Source organism: Streptomyces coelicoflavus (assembly GCF_045041415.1).
Classification (GTDB): Bacteria; Actinomycetota; Actinomycetes; order Streptomycetales; family Streptomycetaceae; genus Streptomyces; species Streptomyces coelicoflavus.
This window is the reverse complement of sequence record NZ_CP108218.1, coordinates 391,158-409,110: the sequence shown is the minus strand read 5'-3', so window position 1 is coordinate 409,110 and position 17,953 is coordinate 391,158. Positions and strand designations below refer to the sequence as shown.

The 17,953-nt window shown below is 73.8% G+C and carries 18 protein-coding genes; 14 read left to right on the top strand and 4 right to left on the bottom strand.

The window, feature by feature from the left end; all coding sequences use genetic code 11:
- Positions 1–69 precede the first annotated feature (69 nt).
- The 8 genes from OHA99_RS01870 (at position 70) to OHA99_RS01835 (ending at position 10,535) form a co-directional block, all read left to right on the top strand.
- Positions 70–2,877, top strand: a complete 2,808-nt coding sequence (locus OHA99_RS01870; protein WP_405693626.1) for a LuxR C-terminal-related transcriptional regulator — start codon at positions 70–72, stop codon at positions 2,875–2,877.
- A 120-nt stretch (positions 2,878–2,997) separates the two neighbouring features.
- A complete protein-coding gene (locus OHA99_RS01865) occupies positions 2,998–4,281 on the top strand; it encodes a CdaR family transcriptional regulator (protein WP_153176409.1) in 1,284 nt (427 codons plus the stop codon).
- Between the two features lie 364 nt (positions 4,282–4,645).
- Complete coding sequence (locus OHA99_RS01860; protein WP_381502863.1) at positions 4,646–5,437, top strand: ABC transporter ATP-binding protein; 792 nt, start codon at positions 4,646–4,648, stop codon at positions 5,435–5,437.
- A complete protein-coding gene (locus OHA99_RS01855) occupies positions 5,434–6,243 on the top strand; it encodes an ABC transporter ATP-binding protein (RefSeq protein WP_381502860.1) in 810 nt (269 codons plus the stop codon). The genes OHA99_RS01860 and OHA99_RS01855 overlap by 4 nt, the downstream gene beginning before the upstream one ends.
- Positions 6,240–7,139 carry a branched-chain amino acid ABC transporter permease gene (locus tag OHA99_RS01850; protein ID WP_007389447.1) on the top strand — a complete coding sequence of 300 codons (900 nt, stop codon included), beginning with the start codon at positions 6,240–6,242 and terminating at the stop codon, positions 7,137–7,139. Before OHA99_RS01855 ends, OHA99_RS01850 begins: the two co-directional genes overlap by 4 nt.
- Positions 7,132–8,292 (top strand): branched-chain amino acid ABC transporter permease, encoded by a 1,161-nt coding sequence (locus OHA99_RS01845; protein WP_153176406.1) that lies wholly within the window; start codon positions 7,132–7,134, stop codon positions 8,290–8,292. Before OHA99_RS01850 ends, OHA99_RS01845 begins: the two co-directional genes overlap by 8 nt.
- Positions 8,289–9,569 (top strand): ABC transporter substrate-binding protein, encoded by a 1,281-nt coding sequence (locus tag OHA99_RS01840; RefSeq protein ID WP_153176405.1) that lies wholly within the window; start codon positions 8,289–8,291, stop codon positions 9,567–9,569. The genes OHA99_RS01845 and OHA99_RS01840 overlap by 4 nt, the downstream gene beginning before the upstream one ends.
- A 147-nt stretch (positions 9,570–9,716) precedes the next feature.
- Positions 9,717–10,535 carry an SAM-dependent methyltransferase gene (locus OHA99_RS01835; protein WP_153176404.1) on the top strand — a complete coding sequence of 273 codons (819 nt, stop codon included), beginning with the start codon at positions 9,717–9,719 and terminating at the stop codon, positions 10,533–10,535.
- 95 nt (positions 10,536–10,630) lie between these two features.
- Here the strand turns inward: OHA99_RS01835 and OHA99_RS01830 are convergent, their stop codons facing one another.
- Complete coding sequence (locus OHA99_RS01830) at positions 10,631–11,554, bottom strand: helix-turn-helix transcriptional regulator (protein ID WP_153176403.1); 924 nt, start codon at positions 11,552–11,554, stop codon at positions 10,631–10,633.
- 185 nt (positions 11,555–11,739) lie between these two features.
- A complete protein-coding gene (locus OHA99_RS01825; protein WP_007389444.1) occupies positions 11,740–11,967 on the bottom strand; it encodes a DUF397 domain-containing protein in 228 nt (75 codons plus the stop codon).
- Between the two features lie 286 nt (positions 11,968–12,253).
- On the opposite strand from OHA99_RS01825, the gene OHA99_RS01820 reads away from it, so the two are divergent.
- The 6 genes from OHA99_RS01820 to OHA99_RS01795 all read left to right on the top strand — a co-directional run bounded on the left by OHA99_RS01820 (position 12,254) and on the right by OHA99_RS01795 (position 16,646).
- On the top strand, positions 12,254–12,727 hold the full coding sequence (locus tag OHA99_RS01820; protein ID WP_405693622.1) for an ATP-binding protein: 474 nt from the start codon (positions 12,254–12,256) through the stop codon (positions 12,725–12,727).
- 28 nt (positions 12,728–12,755) lie between these two features.
- Entirely contained in the window at positions 12,756–13,304 is a 549-nt protein-coding gene (locus OHA99_RS01815; RefSeq protein ID WP_405693620.1) for a hypothetical protein, read from the top strand.
- A 160-nt stretch (positions 13,305–13,464) separates the two neighbouring features.
- Positions 13,465–15,234 carry an ABC transporter ATP-binding protein gene (locus tag OHA99_RS01810; RefSeq protein ID WP_405693618.1) on the top strand — a complete coding sequence of 590 codons (1,770 nt, stop codon included), beginning with the start codon at positions 13,465–13,467 and terminating at the stop codon, positions 15,232–15,234.
- Positions 15,235–15,371: 137 nt separating this feature from the next.
- Positions 15,372–15,632 (top strand): DUF5133 domain-containing protein, encoded by a 261-nt coding sequence (locus OHA99_RS01805; RefSeq protein WP_164381044.1) that lies wholly within the window; start codon positions 15,372–15,374, stop codon positions 15,630–15,632.
- Between the two features lie 204 nt (positions 15,633–15,836).
- On the top strand, positions 15,837–16,322 hold the full coding sequence (locus OHA99_RS01800; RefSeq protein ID WP_381383648.1) for a hypothetical protein: 486 nt from the start codon (positions 15,837–15,839) through the stop codon (positions 16,320–16,322).
- A 108-nt stretch (positions 16,323–16,430) separates the two neighbouring features.
- Positions 16,431–16,646 carry a hypothetical protein gene (locus OHA99_RS01795; protein ID WP_153176398.1) on the top strand — a complete coding sequence of 72 codons (216 nt, stop codon included), beginning with the start codon at positions 16,431–16,433 and terminating at the stop codon, positions 16,644–16,646.
- 45 nt (positions 16,647–16,691) lie between these two features.
- Here OHA99_RS01795 and tgmB read toward each other — a convergent pair whose 3' ends face one another.
- Positions 16,692–17,681, bottom strand: coding sequence for an ATP-grasp ribosomal peptide maturase (gene tgmB / locus OHA99_RS01790; protein WP_153176397.1), 990 nt, complete (start codon positions 17,679–17,681; stop codon positions 16,692–16,694).
- Between the two features lie 16 nt (positions 17,682–17,697).
- Positions 17,698–17,889, bottom strand: coding sequence for a putative ATP-grasp-modified RiPP (gene tgmA / locus OHA99_RS01785; protein WP_003978169.1), 192 nt, complete (start codon positions 17,887–17,889; stop codon positions 17,698–17,700).
- Between the last annotated feature and the right edge of the window lie 64 nt (positions 17,890–17,953).

The following is a 17,953-nucleotide window of genomic DNA, read 5'->3' as shown; positions in this document are numbered from 1 at the left end:
CGAAGCCGTGGCGGAGCGGGGCGGACGGGTGCCTTCCGCCTCCGGTTACGCGTGCGTAGCCTCCCGGGAATGACCGGAGAGACGACCGTACGACCGGCCGTGCGGATCCACGGCCGCAGCGCGCAACGGAAGGCGCTGCGCGCGCTGCTGGACGGGCTGCCCACCCGGTGCGGCCGGCTCCTGCTGACCGGCGAACCCGGGCTGGGCCGGACCACGCTGCTCCAGTGGGCCGCCCGCTCCTTCCGGGCCGGTCCCGTACTCCACCTCGGCCCGGCCCCGGACCCGGACGACGCGACCGTCACGGCCGGGCAGTTGCTGGACACCCTTCGGGCGGCGGCCGGCGAGTCGCCCCTGCTCGTGTGCGTGGACGACGCGCACCTGTGGAACGACCCCGCCCGGACCGCGCTCGTCCTCGCGGCGGAGCACCTGAGCGGCGCCGGGCGGGTCGGTCTGCTCCTCTCCGCCGCCGCGGACCGCGCCGTCGCCCCGGACTTCGACCGCCTGCCCGTGGTCCGCCTGGACCCGCTGGCACCGCAGCGGGCAGCCGCCCTGCTCGACGACATGACCGAGGGCGCCGCCGCCCCGGCCGTTCGCGGGCAGCTCCTGGCCGAGGCGGAGGGCAACCCGGCGCTCCTCGCCGCCCTGGTACGCAGGCTGTCCCCGGCCGAGCTGCGCGGACACCGGCCCCTGCCCGTCCCGCTGGCGGACGCCCCGGCTCTCGCGGAGGCCGCGGGCGGGGTGCCGACCGGCCCGAACGCCCACGCGCGGGACCTGTTGCTGACGGTGGCGGCGGCCGTGCGGGCCTCGGACGGGCCGGACGTCGACGCGGGTCTGGTCCGTGCGGCGCTGCGGCGTCTGCGGCCGGCACCGGGGCCCGGCGCCCGTCCGGAACCGCTGCCCGCGCAGCTCGCCCTGGCCGGCGACCGGCTCCGCTTCCACAGCCCACTCGTCCGCCGCACGGTGTACGCCACCGCCGCGCCGGACCCGCGCCGCGCCGTGCACCGGGCGTTGGCCGACGCGCTGGAGAGCGGCGGCCACCAGCTCCCGGAACTGCTGCACCGGGCCTGGTCGTTGAGCGGCCCGGCGCCGGCCCCCGCGCAGGCGGAGCGGCTCGCGGCGGTGGCGGCCGACGGCACGGTGCCGGCCTCGCACCTGCTGCGCGCGACGGCGTACGCCCGCGCCGCCGAGCTGACGGCCGACGGCGCGGGGCGGGCGGAGCGGTACACCGCCGCGGCCGGGCAGGCACTGCTCGCGGGGCGCCCGGAACAGGCCCGCCCGCTCCTCGTCGCCGCCCGACGGCACAGCGCGCCCGCCGCCGTGCGAGGCCGTGCCGAGCTGGTGCGCGGACTCGTCGAACTGCGGGACGGCCCGGTCGGCGACGCCCACCAGTCCCTGCTGCTGGCCGCCTCCCTGCTCGCCGCGGACGCGCCCGCCGACGCCGCGACCGCCGCCATGGCCGCCGCCGACGCGGCCTGGGCGGCGGGCGACCTGCCCGCGTGTCTGGCCACCCTCGCCCCCGCATCACCGCCCGGCGCCACGGCCCTGGACCACGGGCCGCCGGGGCCGTACGAACGGGAGGAGTCCCATGAACGGCAGGGTCGCACCGCCCCGCACCCGGTGGCCGCCGTGTCCGACCACCGCACCGGTATGCGGGCCCTGCTCGAAGGACGGTTCGACCGGGCCGGCGCACCGCTCGGGCAGGTGGTGGCGCGGGGCAGGACGGAGCACCGGCCCGAGCCGCTGCTGCGCTCGGCGGCGGCCGCGCTGCTGCTCGGCGACGTCGACGCGGCCCGCGGCGCCGGAGCCCGGGCCCTGGCCGCCGCCCGGCAACTCGGGTCGGAGGTGCTGGAGCCGCGGGCACTGGAGTACCTCGCCTACGCCGAACTGCGCGCCGGCCGGCACCCGCAGGCCCGCGCCCACGCGGAGGAGGGGCTGCGAGCGGCACTGCGGTCCGGGCAGCGGAACACGGCGGCGCACCACCGGGCGGTACTGGCCCTCGCCGCTTCGATCGAGGAGGAACCGGACGTCGTCGCCGGGCACGTCGCGGCCGCGCTGGACACGGCCAGACGGCACGGGCTGGCCCAGGCCGTCACCCTCGCCCAGTGGGCGGCGGCCCGCGCCGACCTCGGCCGGGGACGTGCGTTCGACGCCGCGGACCGGCTCGGACTCCTCGTCCTGCCGGGTCCGGGGCGGGGCCACTTCGCGGTGTGGCGGCTGGCCGTGCCCTGCTTCGTGGAGGCCGCGGTCCTCGCCGGACGTGAGGAGGACGCCCGCGAGGCCCTCACGGACCTCGCCGGCTGGGCGGCGTTCGGCGCCGACCCGCAGGCCGCCGCCCAACTGGCCCGCTGCCGCGCGCTCCTCGCCCCGCCGGAGAGCGCCGACGAGCTCTACCGGCGCGCGCTCGCCCGGCACGACGAGGCGGGCGGCGACTTCGAACGGGCCCGCACCGCACTGCTGTACGGCAAGTGGCTGCGCCGGCGCCGCAGACCGCGCGAGGCCCGCGGCCGCCTCGGTACCGCGCTGGCCGGCTTCGAGCGGTGCGGCGCCGGCGTGTGGGCCGCCCAGGCACGCGACGAACTGCGCGCCCTCGGCGCCACCGCGCCCGTCGTCCGCGCCGGAACACCGACCCGCCTCTCCCGTCTGACCCCGCAGCAGCTGCGCATCGCACGGCACGTCGCCGAGGGCGCCACCAACCGCGAGGTCGCGCTGACCCTCGCGGTGAGCACCCGCACCGTCGACTACCACCTCCGCAAGGTGTTCGCCGCGCTCGGCGTCCGGTCCCGCCTCGAGCTGGCCCGCGTGGTCGGGCAGGCGGAACAGGCCGGGGAGGCCCGGCGGCCGGCCGGTCACCAGGAAAAGACCGGTGCACAACCCTAGGGACCGACCGGACGGTATGTCATCCTTCGGGGCAGGACGAGTCAGGGGGCGGACCCGTCGCGGCGGGACGGCCCGTCGCGGGCCGGCGCCCCCGCAAGCCCTGCCCTGGGGAGGACCGCGATGCAGCACGCCGTACGGTCACGAGCAGCGATCCGCACCGGGCTGACGCCCGTTCCACGCCCGCGGACACCCGGCGTCACGTCGTTGATCGACGCCGACGCACTGCGTGTCCTGCACCGGGCCGCCCGCACCCTGCTCGACGACCTGCCCGACCTGACCGACCGCCTGGTGGCCCTGCTGGAGGAGCAGGAGCCCGCCTATCGGGCCGCCGTAGCGAAGGACCCCACCGCCACCTGGCAGGAGGCCCACCGCTCCCTGCGGCACAGCGTGGCCTCGCTGCTCGACCCGCGCGGCGCCCGCGACGCGGCCCGCCGCTGCTCCTGGCGGATCGGCGCCGCCCGCGCCGAACAGGGACTCCCGCTGGACGCCCTGCTGCACGCGTTCCGCCTGGGCGGCTCACTGGTGTGGCAGCGGCTGGTCGAGGAGACGTCCAGGGCGGCCCCCGAGGACGTGCGGCTCCTCGTGCACGTGGCCGCCGACGTGTGGAACTTCGTCGACGAGCACTGCACCCTCGTCGCGGACGCCTACCGGCAGACCGAGTGGCAGATCGGCCGGCGCCGCGAGAACCGGGCCCGGCTGCTGGCCGCCGGCCTCCTCGACGGCACCGGCCGCATCGCCGACCTGCCCGAGGCCGCCCGGGCCCTCGACCTGCCCGAACAGGGCCGCTACGTCGTCGTCGCGCTCACCGGCGGACCCCCGGCCCGCGCCGACGCCGCCCGCGCCGCCGCCGTGCCGCCCGGAGCCCGGGTGCACTGGCACGCCGGGCCCGAGGTCGACTACGGCATCGTCCTGGTCGGTGCCCGCGAAGGGCTCACGGAGCCGGCGCAGCCCGGGACCGCGTCCCGGGCCCCCCTCCCGGGCCTGCGGATCGGCATCGGCAGCCCGGTCGACGGACTCGCCGCCGTCGGAGAGGCCCGCGGGCTCGCGGACACGGCCCTGGGCATCTGCCCCGCGGCAGGCGGCACGGTACGGCTGTCCGACCAGCTCCCCGCCGCACTGGTCGTCTCCAGTCCCGAGCTGGGCCGGGCCCTCGCCGAGAAGGTCCTCGGCCCCCTGCTCCGCCTGGAGCCCGCCGACCGCGAGGTGCTGCTGGACACCCTCACGACGTGGCTGGAGTGCGACGGTTCGGCCCAGCGCGCCGGCGAGCGCCTCTACTGCCACCGCAACACGGTCCTCAACCGCCTCCGCCGCTGCGAACAGCTCACCGGCCGCTCCCTGGCCCGCCCGGCCGACGTCGTCGAGTTCAGCCTGGCCCTCACCGCCCGCCGCGTCCTGCGCGACTGAGGCACCTGCCCCCTCGACGCCGGAAGCCGCCCCCGGGGCCGTAGGAGCCCCCACGGCCCCCGACACCCCACCCTCCCCGGAATTCCCGGGCGCCCCGGAGACTCAGGAGCCGGTCCCCGGGGTGCCCCGCGCCCTGCGTCGGTACGGGCAGGCACCGGACGTCGCCCCGCCTCGGCCGTCCGGGCATCCGCACGGGCTGGTTCGCCCCGCCGTCTGGGCATCCGCACAGACTCACCCGCCCCGGACTGGGACCCCGCAGCGACCCGGCCCGGCACCCCTGTACGGCCACCCGGCGCCGTGCTGTCGTGAGCTCCCCCCATTCACCCGTCACCGTGCCGTTCCGGCCCGGTCCCAAGGAGCCGCGATGCCCGCAGCACCACCGGACGGCGCGCCCGCGCTGCACGTCGAGAGCCTCGACGTGACGTACGGGCGCGCACTGTCCGCCCTCCGCTCCGTGTCCCTGACCGTCCCGCACGGCGCCGTCGTCGCCCTGCTCGGAGCCAACGGCGCCGGCAAGACGACGCTGCTGCGGGCCGTCTCGGGCACCCTGCGCCTGCACCGCGGCGCGATCACGGCCGGCCGCGTCCGCTACGGCGACACGGTCCTGGACGGCCGGGACCCGGTCGCCGCCGTACGCGCCGGAGTCGTCCAGGTGCCCGAGGGCAGGCGGGTCTTCGCCGGACTCACCGTCGACGAGAACCTCCGGGCCGGCGGACTCGGCCTGAACCGTCGGGCCCCGTCCCAGGTCCGCGAGGCCCGGGAGCGGGTCTTCACCCTGTTCCCCAGGCTCGCCGAGCGCACCCGCCAGGCCGCCGGTCTGCTGTCCGGCGGCGAGCAGCAGATGCTGGCCATCGGCCGCGCCCTGATGGCCGCCCCCCGCCTGCTCCTCCTGGACGAGCCCTCGCTCGGGCTCGCCCCGATGATGGTCGACCGCATCGCCGAGGTCGTCCGCGAGATCAACGCCCAGGGCACCGCAGTACTCCTCGTCGAACAGAACGCGGGGATGGCCCTGTCGCTCGCCGAACACGCGTACGTCCTGGAGGTCGGCGAGATCGGACTGTACGGCGACGCCGCCGAACTGGCGCGCACGGACGCCGTACGCCGCCTCTACCTGGGCGAGACCGGCACCGGCACCGAAGGCAAGGGGGCCGCGTGACCACCCCCGCCGCCCCTGTGGCCGCACCGCCCCCGCTCGACGTGCGCGGCGTCACCGTGCGTTTCGCCGGACTCCTCGCCCTCGACGACGTCTCCTTCACCGTCGCCCCCGGCACCGTGCACGCCGTCATCGGCCCCAACGGCGCCGGAAAGTCCACCTGCTTCAACGTCCTGTCCGGCCTGTACCGCCCCAGCGCCGGCACCGTACGGCTCGGCGCCGCCGAACTGACCCGGCTCGCCCCGCACCGCATCGCCGCCCTCGGCGTCGCCCGCACCTTCCAGAACATCGTCACCACCCAGGGCACCGTCGCCGACAACCTGATGCTCGGCCGGCACGCCCTGTCCCACGCCGGCTTCGCGGCCAGCGCCCTGCGCCTGCCGCGCGCCCTGCGCGAACAGCGCGCCCACCTCGCCAAGGCCCGAGAGATCGCCGAACTCACCGGCCTGGGTGCCCACTTCGACGCACCCGTCGCGCTGCTGTCGTACGGCGACCGCAAGCGCGTCGAACTCGCCCGCGCCCTGTGTCTGGAGCCCCGTGTCCTGCTGCTCGACGAACCCGTGGCCGGCATGAACGCCGCCGAACGCACCCGGATGACCGGGGTGATAAAGGAGATCCGCGCCGAACTCGGCCTGTCCGTCGTGCTGGTCGAGCACGACATGGGCCTGGTCATGCGGCTCGCCGACGAGGTCACCGTCCTCGACTTCGGCCGGGCCATCGCCCACGGCACCCCCGACGAGATCCGGCGCGACCCCGAGGTGCTCCGCGCCTACCTCGGCACCGCCGGCGCGGGGGAGGACGCGGCATGACCGGCTTCCTGGACAGCCTGCTGAACGGACTCGCCCTCGGCTCCGTCTACGCCCTGATCGCCCTCGGCTTCGTCACCATCTTCAAGGCCTCCGGCGTCCTGAGCTTCACCCACGGCTCCCTGCTCCTGCTCGGCGGGTACCTCGTCGCCGTCCTGCACGACGACATCGGCTTCGCCGGGGCACTCGCCGTCGCGGTGCTCGTGACGGCGGCCGTGGCCGGGGCACTGGACCGGCTGGTGCTGCAACGCGTCGGCGGGACCGACCCGCACGCCGCCCACGTCCAGACCATCGTCACCATCGGCGTCGACATCGTCCTGGTCACCGACCTCGCCCGGCGCATAGGCGGCGACCTGCTGCCGCTCGGCGACCCCTGGGGCTCCGCCGTGACCGACCTCGGCCCGGTGACCGTGGCCGACAGCCGCGTCGCCGCGATCCTGGTGTCCGCCGTCGCCATCGGCGGGGCCTTCGCCCTCTTCCGGTTCACGCCCTGGGGCCTGTCGCTGCGCGCGGCGGCGGAGGACCGCGAGGCCGCCGCCCTCATGGGCGTACGCCTCACCCGCGTACGCACCGCCGCCTGGTGCCTGGCCGGCGCCCTCGCCGCCCTCGCCGCCGTCTTCCTGGTCGCGTTCCCGGCACCCGGTCTCGAGCGCACCACCGGGCAGATCGCGCTGAAGGCCTTCCCGGCCGCCATCCTCGGCGGCATGACCTCCCCGGTCGGCGCCCTGGTCGGCAGCATGCTGATCGGCCTCACCGAGGCGTTCGTCGCCGGCTACCAGTCCGACCTGCACGTCCTCGGCGAGGGTTTCGGCGACGTCGCCCCGTACGCCGTGATGGTGCTCGTCCTGCTGGTGCGCCCCGCCGGACTCTTCGCGGCGAAGGGAGCGGCCCGTGTCTGACCCGCGCATCCTCCTGCTCAAGCGGGGCCCGCTCCTGCTGGTCGCCCTGCTCCTGTGCGCCCTGCCCTTCTACCTGGACGCCTTCTGGCTGCGCATCGGCCTGTTCTCCATGGCCGCGGCCATCGGCGCCGTCGGACTCGGCCTGCTCAGCGGCACCGCCGGGCAGCTCTCCCTCGGACACGCCTTCTTCCTCGCCGTCGGCGCCTACGGCTACGTCTGGCTGGCGGGCGAGCCGGGTCCCGGGCTGCCGCCCGCCGTGGCCCTCGTCCTCGCCGTACTCCTCGCCGGGGCGGCGGGCGGACTGTTCAGCCCCGTCGCCGGACGCGTGAAGGGCATCTACCTCGGGGTGGCCACCCTCGCCCTGGTCTTCCTCGGCCACCACGTCCTGCTCACCGCGGACTCCGTCACCGGCGGCTTCAACGGCCGCTCGGTGCCGCCGCTGGAGCTGGGCGGCTTCACCTTCGCCGAGACGGACCCCGAACTGACCGTCCTGGGCGTGCCGTTCGGCGCCGAGGAACGGCTCTGGTACCTGGGCCTCGCGCTGTTCGCCGTCACCTGGTTCACCGCGCGGGGACTGCTGCGCGGACGTCCCGGACGGGCCCTGGTGGCACTGCGCGACAGCGAGACCGCGGCGTCCGTGATGGGCGTGCACGTGGCCCGGTACCGCTCGGCCGCGTTCGTCGTCTCGTCCATGTACGCGGGCCTTGCCGGCGTCCTGCTCGCCCTCTCCTTCCGCCGCGTGGTGCCCGACTACTTCTCCCTCGCCCTCTCCGTCGACTACCTCGCCATGATCGTCATCGGCGGCCTCGGCTCGGTGGCCGGAGCCACCGCCGGAGCCGTCTTCGTCACCGCGCTGCCCCTGCTGATGACCCGCTACGCCGACCAGCTGCCCCTGGTGGCGACGCCCGGGTCCGGCGGCGGCTCGATCGGCCCGACCGAGGCGTCCCGCTACCTCTACGGCGCGGCGATCGTCCTGATCCTCCTCTTCGCCCCCGACGGCCTGCACGGACTGGCCCGCCGCACCCGGGCCCGCCTGCGCCGCCGCCCCTCCGTCACCGGCCCGCCCGGCTCCGGGCCCACGCCCGCACCCGAGCGGGACGGCACCGACGCCGCTTCCGACACCACCGCACGAGCCAAGGAGCACACCCCGTGAACGTCACGCACCCCAGGCCCCGCACCGCCCGGACCGCCGCCCTGGCCGCGGCCCTGGCCGCCGTGCTGCTCGCGGGCACCGCATGCAGCTCCAAGGCGGACGGCGGAAGCACCGACGACGCCGCCGACGGCGTCAAGGCCGGACCCGGAGTCAGCGAGAAGACCATCAGACTCGGCGCCCTGACCGACCTCACCGGCCCCTACGCCACCCTCGGCAAGAGCATCGTGCAGGCCCAGCAGATGTGGGCCGACGAGACCAACGCCGCGGGCGGCATCTGCGGACGCCAGGTCGAGATCGTCGTCAAGGACCACGGCTACGACGTGCAGAAGGCGGTCACCGCCTACGCCGACATCGCCCCCGACGTCGTCGCACTGCCCCAGGTCATCGGCTCCCCGGTGGTGGCCGCCCTGCTCGACGACATCGAGCGGGACCACATGCTGACCTTCCCGCAGGCCTGGGCGGCCAGCCTGCTCGGCCGGGACTCCGTCCAGGTCCTCGGCACCACCTACGACCTCGACATGATCGCCGCCGTCGACTTCCTCACCCGCACCAAGAAGCTCGCCAAGGGCGACACCATCGGCCACGTCTACTTCGAGGGCGACTACGGCGCCAACGCGCTGGAGGGCTCCGAGTGGGCCGCCGAACAGGCGGGAATGAAGGTCGCCGGGCAGAAGATCAAGGCCACGGACACCGACCTGACGGCACAGGTGGCCGCGCTGAGCAAGGCCGGGGCCAAGGCGATCCTGATCAGCGCGGGCCCCGCCCAGACCGCCTCCCTCGCCGGCGTGGCCGCCGCCCGCGGTCTGAAGGTGCCGATCGTCAGCAGCGCGCCCGGCTACGCGCCGCAGCTGCTGAAGACGCCCGCGGCGGCGGCGCTGGAGGCGATGGTCCACGTGGTCAGCGCCGCACCGGCGGTCAGCTCCGACCTGCCGGGCGTCAAGAAGATGGTCGCCTCCTACCAGAAGGCCTACCCGGGAGAGCCCGTCGACTCCGGTGTGCTCTCCGGATACAACGCCGCCCAACTGACCGGCGCCGACCTGAAGAAGGCCTGCGAGGGCGGCAGTCTCACCCGACAGGACGTGGTCAAGGCGCACCGCTCGCAGAAGAACGCCGACACCGGCCTCGGCACCCCGCAGAACTTCACCTACGTGACCGCGCCGGCCAGCCGGTCCACGTATGTGCTGAAGCCCGACGCGAAGGCCGTCGGCGGACTGGTCGGTGTGGAGGAGGCCCACAAGGCACCCGGGGTCGACGCCTACCTGGCCGGACGCGGCTGAACCGATCGAGTGGCCGTCAACTGGACTGCATGACAGGGTATTTGACGGCCACTTGATCCGGCCCCTGGTTTGGCTGACCACTAGGTCTTTAAGATGTACTGTCTGTCATGCCAGTCCAGTTGGCGCCCGTACGGAGCTGGGGGAACGATGCAAGCCGACAAGCAGCTGTCCACGGAGATCGACGCCAACGTGCCAACAGCGGCACGTATGTACGACTTCTATCTGGGCGGCAAGGACAACTACGCGGCCGACCGGACCGCCGTCGGCGAACTCGACAAGGTCGTCCCCAGCACGCGCCGGCTGGCGCTGAACAACCGGCGCTTCCTTCAGCGGGTCGTCCGCGTCCTCGTCGAGGACTACGGCATCCGCCAGTTCCTGGACCACGGCTCCGGCCTGCCCACCCAGGACAACGTGCACCAGGTCGCCCAGCGGGTCGCCCCCGAATCCCGCGTCGTCTACGTCGACAACGACCCGATGGTGCTGGTCCACGGCCGGGCGCTGCTCGACCAGAACGACCAGACCGCCGTCATCCACGCCGACATGCGTGCGACGGAGCAGATCTTCTCCCACCCGGACACCCAGCGCCTGATCGACTTCTCGCAGCCGGTCGCCGTCCTGTTCAACTCGGTGTTCCACTGCATCCCGGACAGCGAAACCGACGGCCCCCAGGCGGTCGTCCGCCGGGTGACCGAGCGGCTCGCGCCCGGCAGCTTCGCCGTGATGTGCCAGCTGGTCAGCGAGGACGCCGAGGTGCGGAAGTTCGTCACGGACTTCATGGGCACGGCGACGCAGGGCCACTGGGGCCGGGTGCGCGAACCCAAGGACGTCGAGGCGCTCTTCGACGGCATGGACGTCCTCGAGCCGGGGCTCGTGGAGGTCTCGACCTGGCGCCCGGACACCGAGGTGGCGCCGCGTCAGCTCACCGACGAGTGGATCGAGTTCGGCGGGCTGGGACGCCTGCGCTGAGTTCGGGCCGCGACGACGGACAGCACGAGGGGCCACGCGCGACGCGCGTGGCCCCTCGTCTTCGTCGTGCCTGCCCCGGTGCCGTGGCCGCTTCCCTACCGGTCGGCGGCGTAGCGCGTCGCCATCGTCTCGCGCAGCCGGTCCAGTGACTCGCGCGGCGTCAGCGCCTCGTCGGCCAGCCGGTCCAGCGCGACCCGGTACTGCTCGGTCTCGTCCCGGTCCTCGAGGAAGTTGGCGCTTCCGATGTGCTCCAGGTAGACCACGTCGGGCAGGTCGGCGCCGCCGAAACGCAGATAGGTGACGGGGATCGCGGGCGCCGACGCGTTCGTCACGTCCAGCGGCACGATCTGGAGCGTCACATGGGGCTCCTTCGCCATCCTGACGAGATGGTCCAGCTGCTCGCGCATGACCTCGCGACTGCCCAGCACGCGCAGCAGCACGGACTCGTCGATGACGGCCCACAGCTGAGGCGCGTCGTCGCGGCCGAGCAACTCCGCCCGGCGCTTGCGCAGTTCGACGCGGCGCCGGACCTCGCCCGCGGGCGCGTTCGGCAGCCCGCGCTCGACCACGGCCGCGGTGTAGGCCTCGGTCTGGAGCAGACCGGGGACATACTGGATCTCGAAGGTGCGGATGGTCGCCGCGGCCTCCTGAAGGCCGACCAGACGGTCGAACCACTCGGGCATCAGGCGCTTGTCGTACCGCTGCCACCACCCCGGTTCACCGGCCCGGCGCAACAGCTTGAGCAGCACCGAGGCCTCGTAGGCATCGGTGCCGTACCGCTCGAGGAGTGCACGGACGTCGTGCTCCGTCGGGGGCTTGCGGCCCTTGCCCGACTCGATGCGCGAGAGCTTCGCGCCGCTGAAGCCCACGGCGCGGGCGGCCTGGTCCTGGGAGAGGCCGGCGTCCTCGCGGAAGCCCGCCAGCTGCACGCCGACGAGCATCTTCAGCAGGGTAGGAGCCGGCTCGGCCCGGTCCAGATAGGGCTCGAGACGGGAGATGCGATGCGACGCGGCGGACATCCTGACTCCCAGCAGACCGGCAGACTTGAAGGAAAGACTATCTCATCCCCTCGGCGCCTGCCGCATCCGCCTGTAGAAATCGGGTAGTTGGGCTCCGCTTCCGGGCCGTCGCCGCGCCGCCGCGTCGTGGCCTCCGCGGTGGCCGTCGCGCCGCGCCACCCCAGGCCGCCCCGCCGCAAGCCGTCCTACAGCAAGTGGTCGAACTCGCCGTCCTTCGCTCCGGCCAGGAAGGCGGCCACCTCGGCGGGGGTGTAGACGAGCGCGGGGCCGTCCGGATAGCGGGAGTTGCGCATCGCGATGCCCCCGTCCACGAGGGCCACCTCCACGCAGTTGCCCTCGGCGTTGCTGTGCCGGCTCTTCTTCCAGGAGGCGTCCAACAAGCTGGCCTGCACTCCGTTGCACACTGGTGGCACCGCGGTCTCCTTGCTGTTCGGGGGGAGCGGACCGAGCCGTGCCGGTCCCCGAGCGCCCCCGTCCGACTTTTTTCGCGCAATTTCTCGTGCAATTGCACGCGAGCGCTCTAAGCGTGGATAATAGCTGTGGCGTCAACCCCCCGGTTGAGGTCTCGATCTGACGTCGCATCAGGGAGATGCTGTGCCGTCACCTGCGCATCCAACGCTCCGGTCGCCCGGCGAACTCGTGTCGGAGGAAGGCGCGGAGAGCCGCCCGGGAGACCTCCCGCGCCCAGCGCGAGAGGCCATGGGCCGGGCCGGTCTGCCGCTGTCGGCTCCGTACCCGGGACGTTCCGGCCTCGGCGGTGGACCGGCCTCCGCCGTGCTGCGCGTCTCCTGTAGCGGGGAGGGCTTCGCCCGGGCCCGGGTCTTCACGCGGGACACCCTGCGCGGGTGGTCGCTCGAGCACCGTGGTGACGACGCGGTCCTCGTGGTCACCGAACTCGTCTCCAACGCCGTGACGCACGCGGTGCCGTCGGCCGCGGCCGGCGCGCCGGAGGTCAGGCTCGGGCTCGCCCTGAGCCCGGCCCGGCTGACGCTGAGCGTCTCCGACCCGGGGGACGACGGACCCGTGTTCAACCCGTCCGACGGCTCCGCACTCCGGGAGCACGGACGCGGCCTGTGCATCGTCGACGCCCTCGCCGAGGAGTGGGGCTGGTCCCCGCGCCCCCCGGCGGGCAAGACGGTATGGGCCGCGTTGCCGACCCGCCCCCTCACCTGACCCGACTGCCGCGGAAGGGCCCCACACCATGCGCAGCGCTTCGACACCCGAGCCGAGCATCCAGCGGACCGACCGTCACGTGCCGCCGCCCGGCTCGCCCCGCACCACCGCCCTGCTGGCGGGCCTCGACGGTGTGCCCTGGAGCGACATCCAGGACTCCACCGGCTCCGCGGCGGCCATTCCCCGGCTGCTGCGCAAGGTCGCCCGGGGGGACGCCGAAACAGCCCGAGCCGCCCTCGGGGACCTGCGCAAGCGCATCTGCCAGTACGGCTTCGTCGTCGAGCAGGCGACCGCCGCGACCGTCCCCTTCCTGTGGGAGCTGGCGCAGCGGCCCCAGGTGAGCTGCCGGGCGCAGATCATCCAGCTGCTCAAGAGCATCGCCGACGCCCGGCAGTGGGAGACCACCGCCACCGCCTACCCCAAGCTGCTCAACCACCGGGAGAACCCGGTGGCCTGGGAGCGCGCGGCGAGGCAGGCCGTCCGCGCCCGGCGGGACGGCCTCGAGCGGCTGCTGGCCGAGGACGACACCGAGATCACGCGGGCCACCACCGAACTCGCCCGCACCCTCCGGGACTGAGACCCGCCCACCCGCCGGACCGGGACCCGCGCCCTCCACGGGGGAGAAGGCGCGGGTCCCTTCCAAGGCGCGGAACGATGTGGCGCACTCCCGGCCGACGGGGTAGGAAAGCGCGGGAAGCAAGCGCTTGCCCCACTCGGTCACCAGGAGGACCACGCCGATGGCGTCGCCGCCCGAAAAGCCGCTCGATCACCGCTACCGGGGCGAACACCCGATACGCACGCTCGTCTACCTGTTCCGCGCCGACCGCCGCCGACTGGCCGGCGCGGTCGCCGTCTTCACCGTCAAGCACAGCCCGGTCTGGCTGCTGCCCCTCGTCACCGCCGCCATCATCGACACCGTGGTCCAGCACGGTCCGATCACCGACCTGTGGACCAGCACCGGGCTCATCATGTTCATCCTGGTGGTCAACTACCCGCTGCACCTGCTCTACGTCCGCCTCCTGTACGGCAGCGTCCGCCGCATGGGCACCGCCCTGCGCTCCGCGCTGTGCACGCGCATGCAGCAACTCTCCATCGGCTACCACTCGCGGGTCAGCGCGGGCGTCCTCCAGGCCAAGGTCGTCCGGGACGTGGAGACGGTGGAACAGATGGTGCAGCAGACCGCCGAGACCGGGCTCGGCGCGTTCACCGTGCTCACCGGCGGCCTCGTCATCATCGCCGTGCGCACCCCGGAGTTCCTGCCCGTCTTCCTCGTCGTCGTCCCCGCCGCCTCCCTCCTCGTGGCCAGGCTCCGCGCCCGGCTGCGCACCCACAACGAGCACTTCCGCCACGAGGTCGAGACCCTGTCCTCCCGGGTCACCGAGATGACCCGCCTCATCCCGGTCACCCGCGCCCACGGCCTGGAGGGCAAGGCGCTGCGCCGCATGGACGGCACCCTGGACCGGCTGCTGACCTCCGGAATGCGCCTCGACCTGGTCAACGGCCGCTTCGGTTCGCTGTCCTGGGTGGTGCTCAACGTGGTCGGCGTCCTGGTGCTCGCGGGCGCCGCGCTCATCTCGTACCACGACGTCTGGGGACTCACCGCGGGCGACGTCGTCATGCTCAGCGCCTTCCTGACCACCCTCACCAACTCCACGACGACGCTGGCGGGCCTCGCCCCCGTCATCACCAAGGGGCTGGAGTCGGTCCGCTCGGTCGGCGAGGTGCTCCAGGCCCCCGAACTGGAGGACAACGAGGGCAAGAAGGAGCTGACCTCCCTTCGCGGCGCCGTCACCTTCGAGGGCGTCGGGCACCTCTACGAGAGCGACGGCCGGCCGGCGGTCGAGGATTTCACCCTCGCCGTCGAACCCGGCGAGACCATCGCCCTGGTCGGCGCGTCCGGTGCCGGCAAGTCCACCGTCCTCAACCTGGTGATCGGCTTCCTGCGCCCGACCTCGGGGCGGCTGTTGCTCGACGGCACCGACATGAACACCATCGACCTGCGCACGTACCGGCGTTTCGTCTCGGTGGTGCCGCAGGAGTCCATCCTGTTCGACGGCACCGTCCGGGAGAACGTCGCCTACGGCATGGACGAGGCCGACGAGGAGACGGTGCGCGGCGCCCTGCGCGACGCCAACGCCCTGGAGTTCGTCGACCGGCTGCCGCGGGGGCTGGACACCCTGGTCGGGGAACACGGGGCACGGCTGTCCGGCGGGCAGCGCCAGCGGCTGGCCATCGCCCGGGCGCTGATCCGGGATCCCCGGGTGCTCGTCCTCGACGAGGCCACCTCGGCGCTGGACACCCGCTCCGAGGCGCTGGTCCAGCAGGCGCTGGCCCGGCTGCTGCGCGGGCGCACCACGTTCGTCGTGGCGCACCGGCTGTCCACCGTGCGAGGTGCGGACCGGATCGTGGTGATGGGCGAGGGCCGGATCCTGGAGACCGGCACCCACGAGGAACTCCTCGCCGGGGGAGGGGCCTACACCGCGCTGCACAGCGGCCAGGCCGCCTGACGGTGTCGTCCTCCTCTCGTGGTGTCGGTCGGACAGGAAGAGACGGGATCTGGTCAATTGCGAGCATGAGTGCGCGTGATACGACTGTTTCGGCTGGGTTCGGGCATACGCAGCGAAAACCGAGAGAGGGGCGCTTCGTGCTCGAACCGGACCCGAAGGTCGTCAGGGAGTTGCTGACGCGGTACGCGTCACTGCGGATCGCTCAGGCGGAGAGGGAGCGGCCGGAGGCGGCGCGGGAACTGGCGGACGTCAGTTACACACTGTGCGTGATGATGGCGACGACCGCCGTCCACGACGCGGTGGCGAAGGCGGACGCGCTGCTGCTCGCCAAGGGGCGCGCACCGGAAGTCGGGTCGCTGACCACGGACGGGGACAGCGGCCTGTCGCTGGCCGTGTGAACACCGCCGCACCGCACGGCCCGTGCCGTGGGGGGAACCGGCCCGCCGGTCCCCACCACGGCACGGGCACCCGGGAGCCTTGAGGGAGGCACTGGCGAGAATCCGTTGGAAGCTGTCGTTTCCGCCACTGGGCGGCCGCTCGACGGCTTCCTACCGTGGGATTCGATCACCGCTTCGCCCGAACTGCCTCCCGGAGCCCGACCGATGACCAAGTTCCTGCTGTCCCTTCACGTCCTGGCGGCCATCCTCGCCGTCGGCCCCGTCACCGTGGCGGCCAGCATGTTCCCGGCGGCCGTCCGCCGGGTGCCGGTGGCCGTGACCGTCGGGGGAGGGGACGGCGCGGGTGCGTGGGACGTGGGCACCGTCCGGCTGCTGCACCGCATCTGCCGGGTCTACGCCGGTCTCGGCATCGCGGTGCCGGTCCTCGGATTCGCCACCGCCGCCTCGATGGGCGTTCTGGGCGACGCCTGGCTCGTCGCGTCCATCACCCTCACCGCGGTCGCCGCGGGACTCCTGGCCGCCTTCGTCCTGCCGCGACAGGAGGAACTCCTGGAACAGCTGACCGACCGGCAGCCCGTCGAACGGGCCCTGACGGCCCGGCTGGCCATGTTCACCGGGGTGTTCAACCTGCTGTGGGCCACGGTGACCGTCCTCATGATCGTGCGGCCCGGCTCCACCACCGGCGCCTGAAGGACCGTTCACATCCTGGCGGAATGCGCACCCCCGCGTGAACGGGCGCCTAGACTGCTCAGTCGCGCCTCCGTGCGGGGGCGGACGACACGAAAGGCACGTTGACGGGTGTTCCAGGATTCCCCCATCTACGACCGACTCGTCGCCGAACGCGGTGACGTCCCCGAACAGGTGCGGCGGGACGCCGAGCGTGTGAACAGGGAACTGGAGGTGGTGATGCGTCCGCTGCGCGCCCCCGGACACCTGCCCGGCGCCGAACGCCAGCCGTCCCCCGGCGCCGGCTGGCAGCGCACCGCCCTGCTGCCCGGTCCGCGCCCGCGCTGACGGACGGCCGCCTCGAGGGACGGCCCGCGACGGGCGGGCCCGGCCTCACCCGACCGCGGCCGTGTCCGGACCGCCGGCCGCCTCCGCCGGGTCCGCGGCGCCGGGCCGGGCCAGCCACTCGGCGATGGTGCGGGCGATCGGCTGGCCCGTGTCCACCTCGACGAAGCCGAACTGCCCCGACTGGTTGCACTCGAGGAACCACCAGGTGCCGTCGCCGTCCTCGGCGAAGTCCAGAGCGCCGTAGGCCAGTCCGGCCGCCCGCAGATAGGCCCGGACCCCCTCGGCGACGCGCGGCGGCACCTCGGCCGGCCGCCACGGCTCGCCCGACGCCGTGAAGCGGACGTCCACCTCGTCGGGGTCCAGTCGAGCGAGGACCGTCTTGCGGGCGGCCAGCAACTCCTCGCCGACGACCGTCAGCCGGATGTCGGCCCGCTTGGCGACCCGGCGTTGCAGCAGTGTCGGACCGTGCGCGACGGCGGAGAAGTCCGCCTCGGGCGGCACCCGGCTGGTCGGCACCGCCAGGGGCGGATCCTGTGGATGGGCGCCCGAGACGGGCTTGACCACCAGGTCCGGGTAGCGCTCCGCGAACTCGCGGGCCGCCCGGGGAAACGTCGTGATCAGCGTCGCCGGCACGGGCAGCCCGCACTGCTGGGCCAGACGCAGCTGCCAGGGCTTGTACCTGGCCCGGTGCGCGGCATCGGGCTGGTTCATCCAGCGCGCCCCCGAGCCGCGGAGCATGCCGTACAGCGCCTGTCCGGACTCCTCGGTCAGCCACGCGGACGGTTCGGCGGCCCGGGTGGCCGCGCCGCCCGGCCTGCGCACCCAGACGGACCGCAGCCCGCCGATGCTCACCAGGCGTCCCCCCGAGGACAGATGGCCCCGGAAGGAGCCGTGCACGAACTCGCCGGACAGCGCGACGGAATCGGTGAGGTCGGCGGGGTCCAGCCGGACCACCGGTACGCCCGACGCGTTCAGGTGCACCACCACCATGTCCGCGGTGACGTCCTCTTCACTGGTCAGGATCAACACGGTCATTCTCGGCGGCCCGTGTTCAGTCGTCGAAGTGAGTCTTCGACCCCGCAGTGGAGGTCGTGGTCCCCAACTCTCTCAGCAGCGCGTGGTCGCAGGCGGCCACCCGCCCGTCGAGGAGCACGTTCAACTGCAGCCCGGAGTCGTAGACGTACGGAGTGGTGGCTTCCAACTCCACTGCCGGCCGTGCGTAGTTGAGCGCGAACGGTTGCATCGTCTCTCCCTAGTCGGTGCTGCGCCGATCAGACGACGGCCCTTTGCGCCGCCGTCTGGTCCGC

Bases quoted from the DNA above. Each gene is read 5' to 3' on its own strand.
- OHA99_RS01870 (WP_405693626.1), top strand. From the start codon at position 70: ATGACCGGAGAGACGACCGTACGACCGGCCGTGCGGATCCACGGCCGC.
- OHA99_RS01865 (WP_153176409.1), top strand. From the start codon at position 2,998: ATGCAGCACGCCGTACGGTCACGAGCAGCGATCCGCACCGGGCTGACG.
- OHA99_RS01860 (WP_381502863.1), top strand. From the start codon at position 4,646: ATGCCCGCAGCACCACCGGACGGCGCGCCCGCGCTGCACGTCGAGAGC.
- OHA99_RS01850 (WP_007389447.1), top strand. From the start codon at position 6,240: ATGACCGGCTTCCTGGACAGCCTGCTGAACGGACTCGCCCTCGGCTCC.
- OHA99_RS01835 (WP_153176404.1), top strand. From the start codon at position 9,717: ATGCAAGCCGACAAGCAGCTGTCCACGGAGATCGACGCCAACGTGCCA.
- OHA99_RS01830 (WP_153176403.1), bottom strand. From the start codon at position 11,554: ATGTCCGCCGCGTCGCATCGCATCTCCCGTCTCGAGCCCTATCTGGAC.
- OHA99_RS01820 (WP_405693622.1), top strand. From the start codon at position 12,254: ATGGGCCGGGCCGGTCTGCCGCTGTCGGCTCCGTACCCGGGACGTTCC.
- OHA99_RS01815 (WP_405693620.1), top strand. From the start codon at position 12,756: ATGCGCAGCGCTTCGACACCCGAGCCGAGCATCCAGCGGACCGACCGT.
- OHA99_RS01810 (WP_405693618.1), top strand. From the start codon at position 13,465: ATGGCGTCGCCGCCCGAAAAGCCGCTCGATCACCGCTACCGGGGCGAA.
- OHA99_RS01800 (WP_381383648.1), top strand. From the start codon at position 15,837: ATGACCAAGTTCCTGCTGTCCCTTCACGTCCTGGCGGCCATCCTCGCC.
- tgmB (WP_153176397.1), bottom strand. From the start codon at position 17,681: ATGACCGTGTTGATCCTGACCAGTGAAGAGGACGTCACCGCGGACATG.
- tgmA (WP_003978169.1), bottom strand. From the start codon at position 17,889: ATGCAACCGTTCGCGCTCAACTACGCACGGCCGGCAGTGGAGTTGGAA.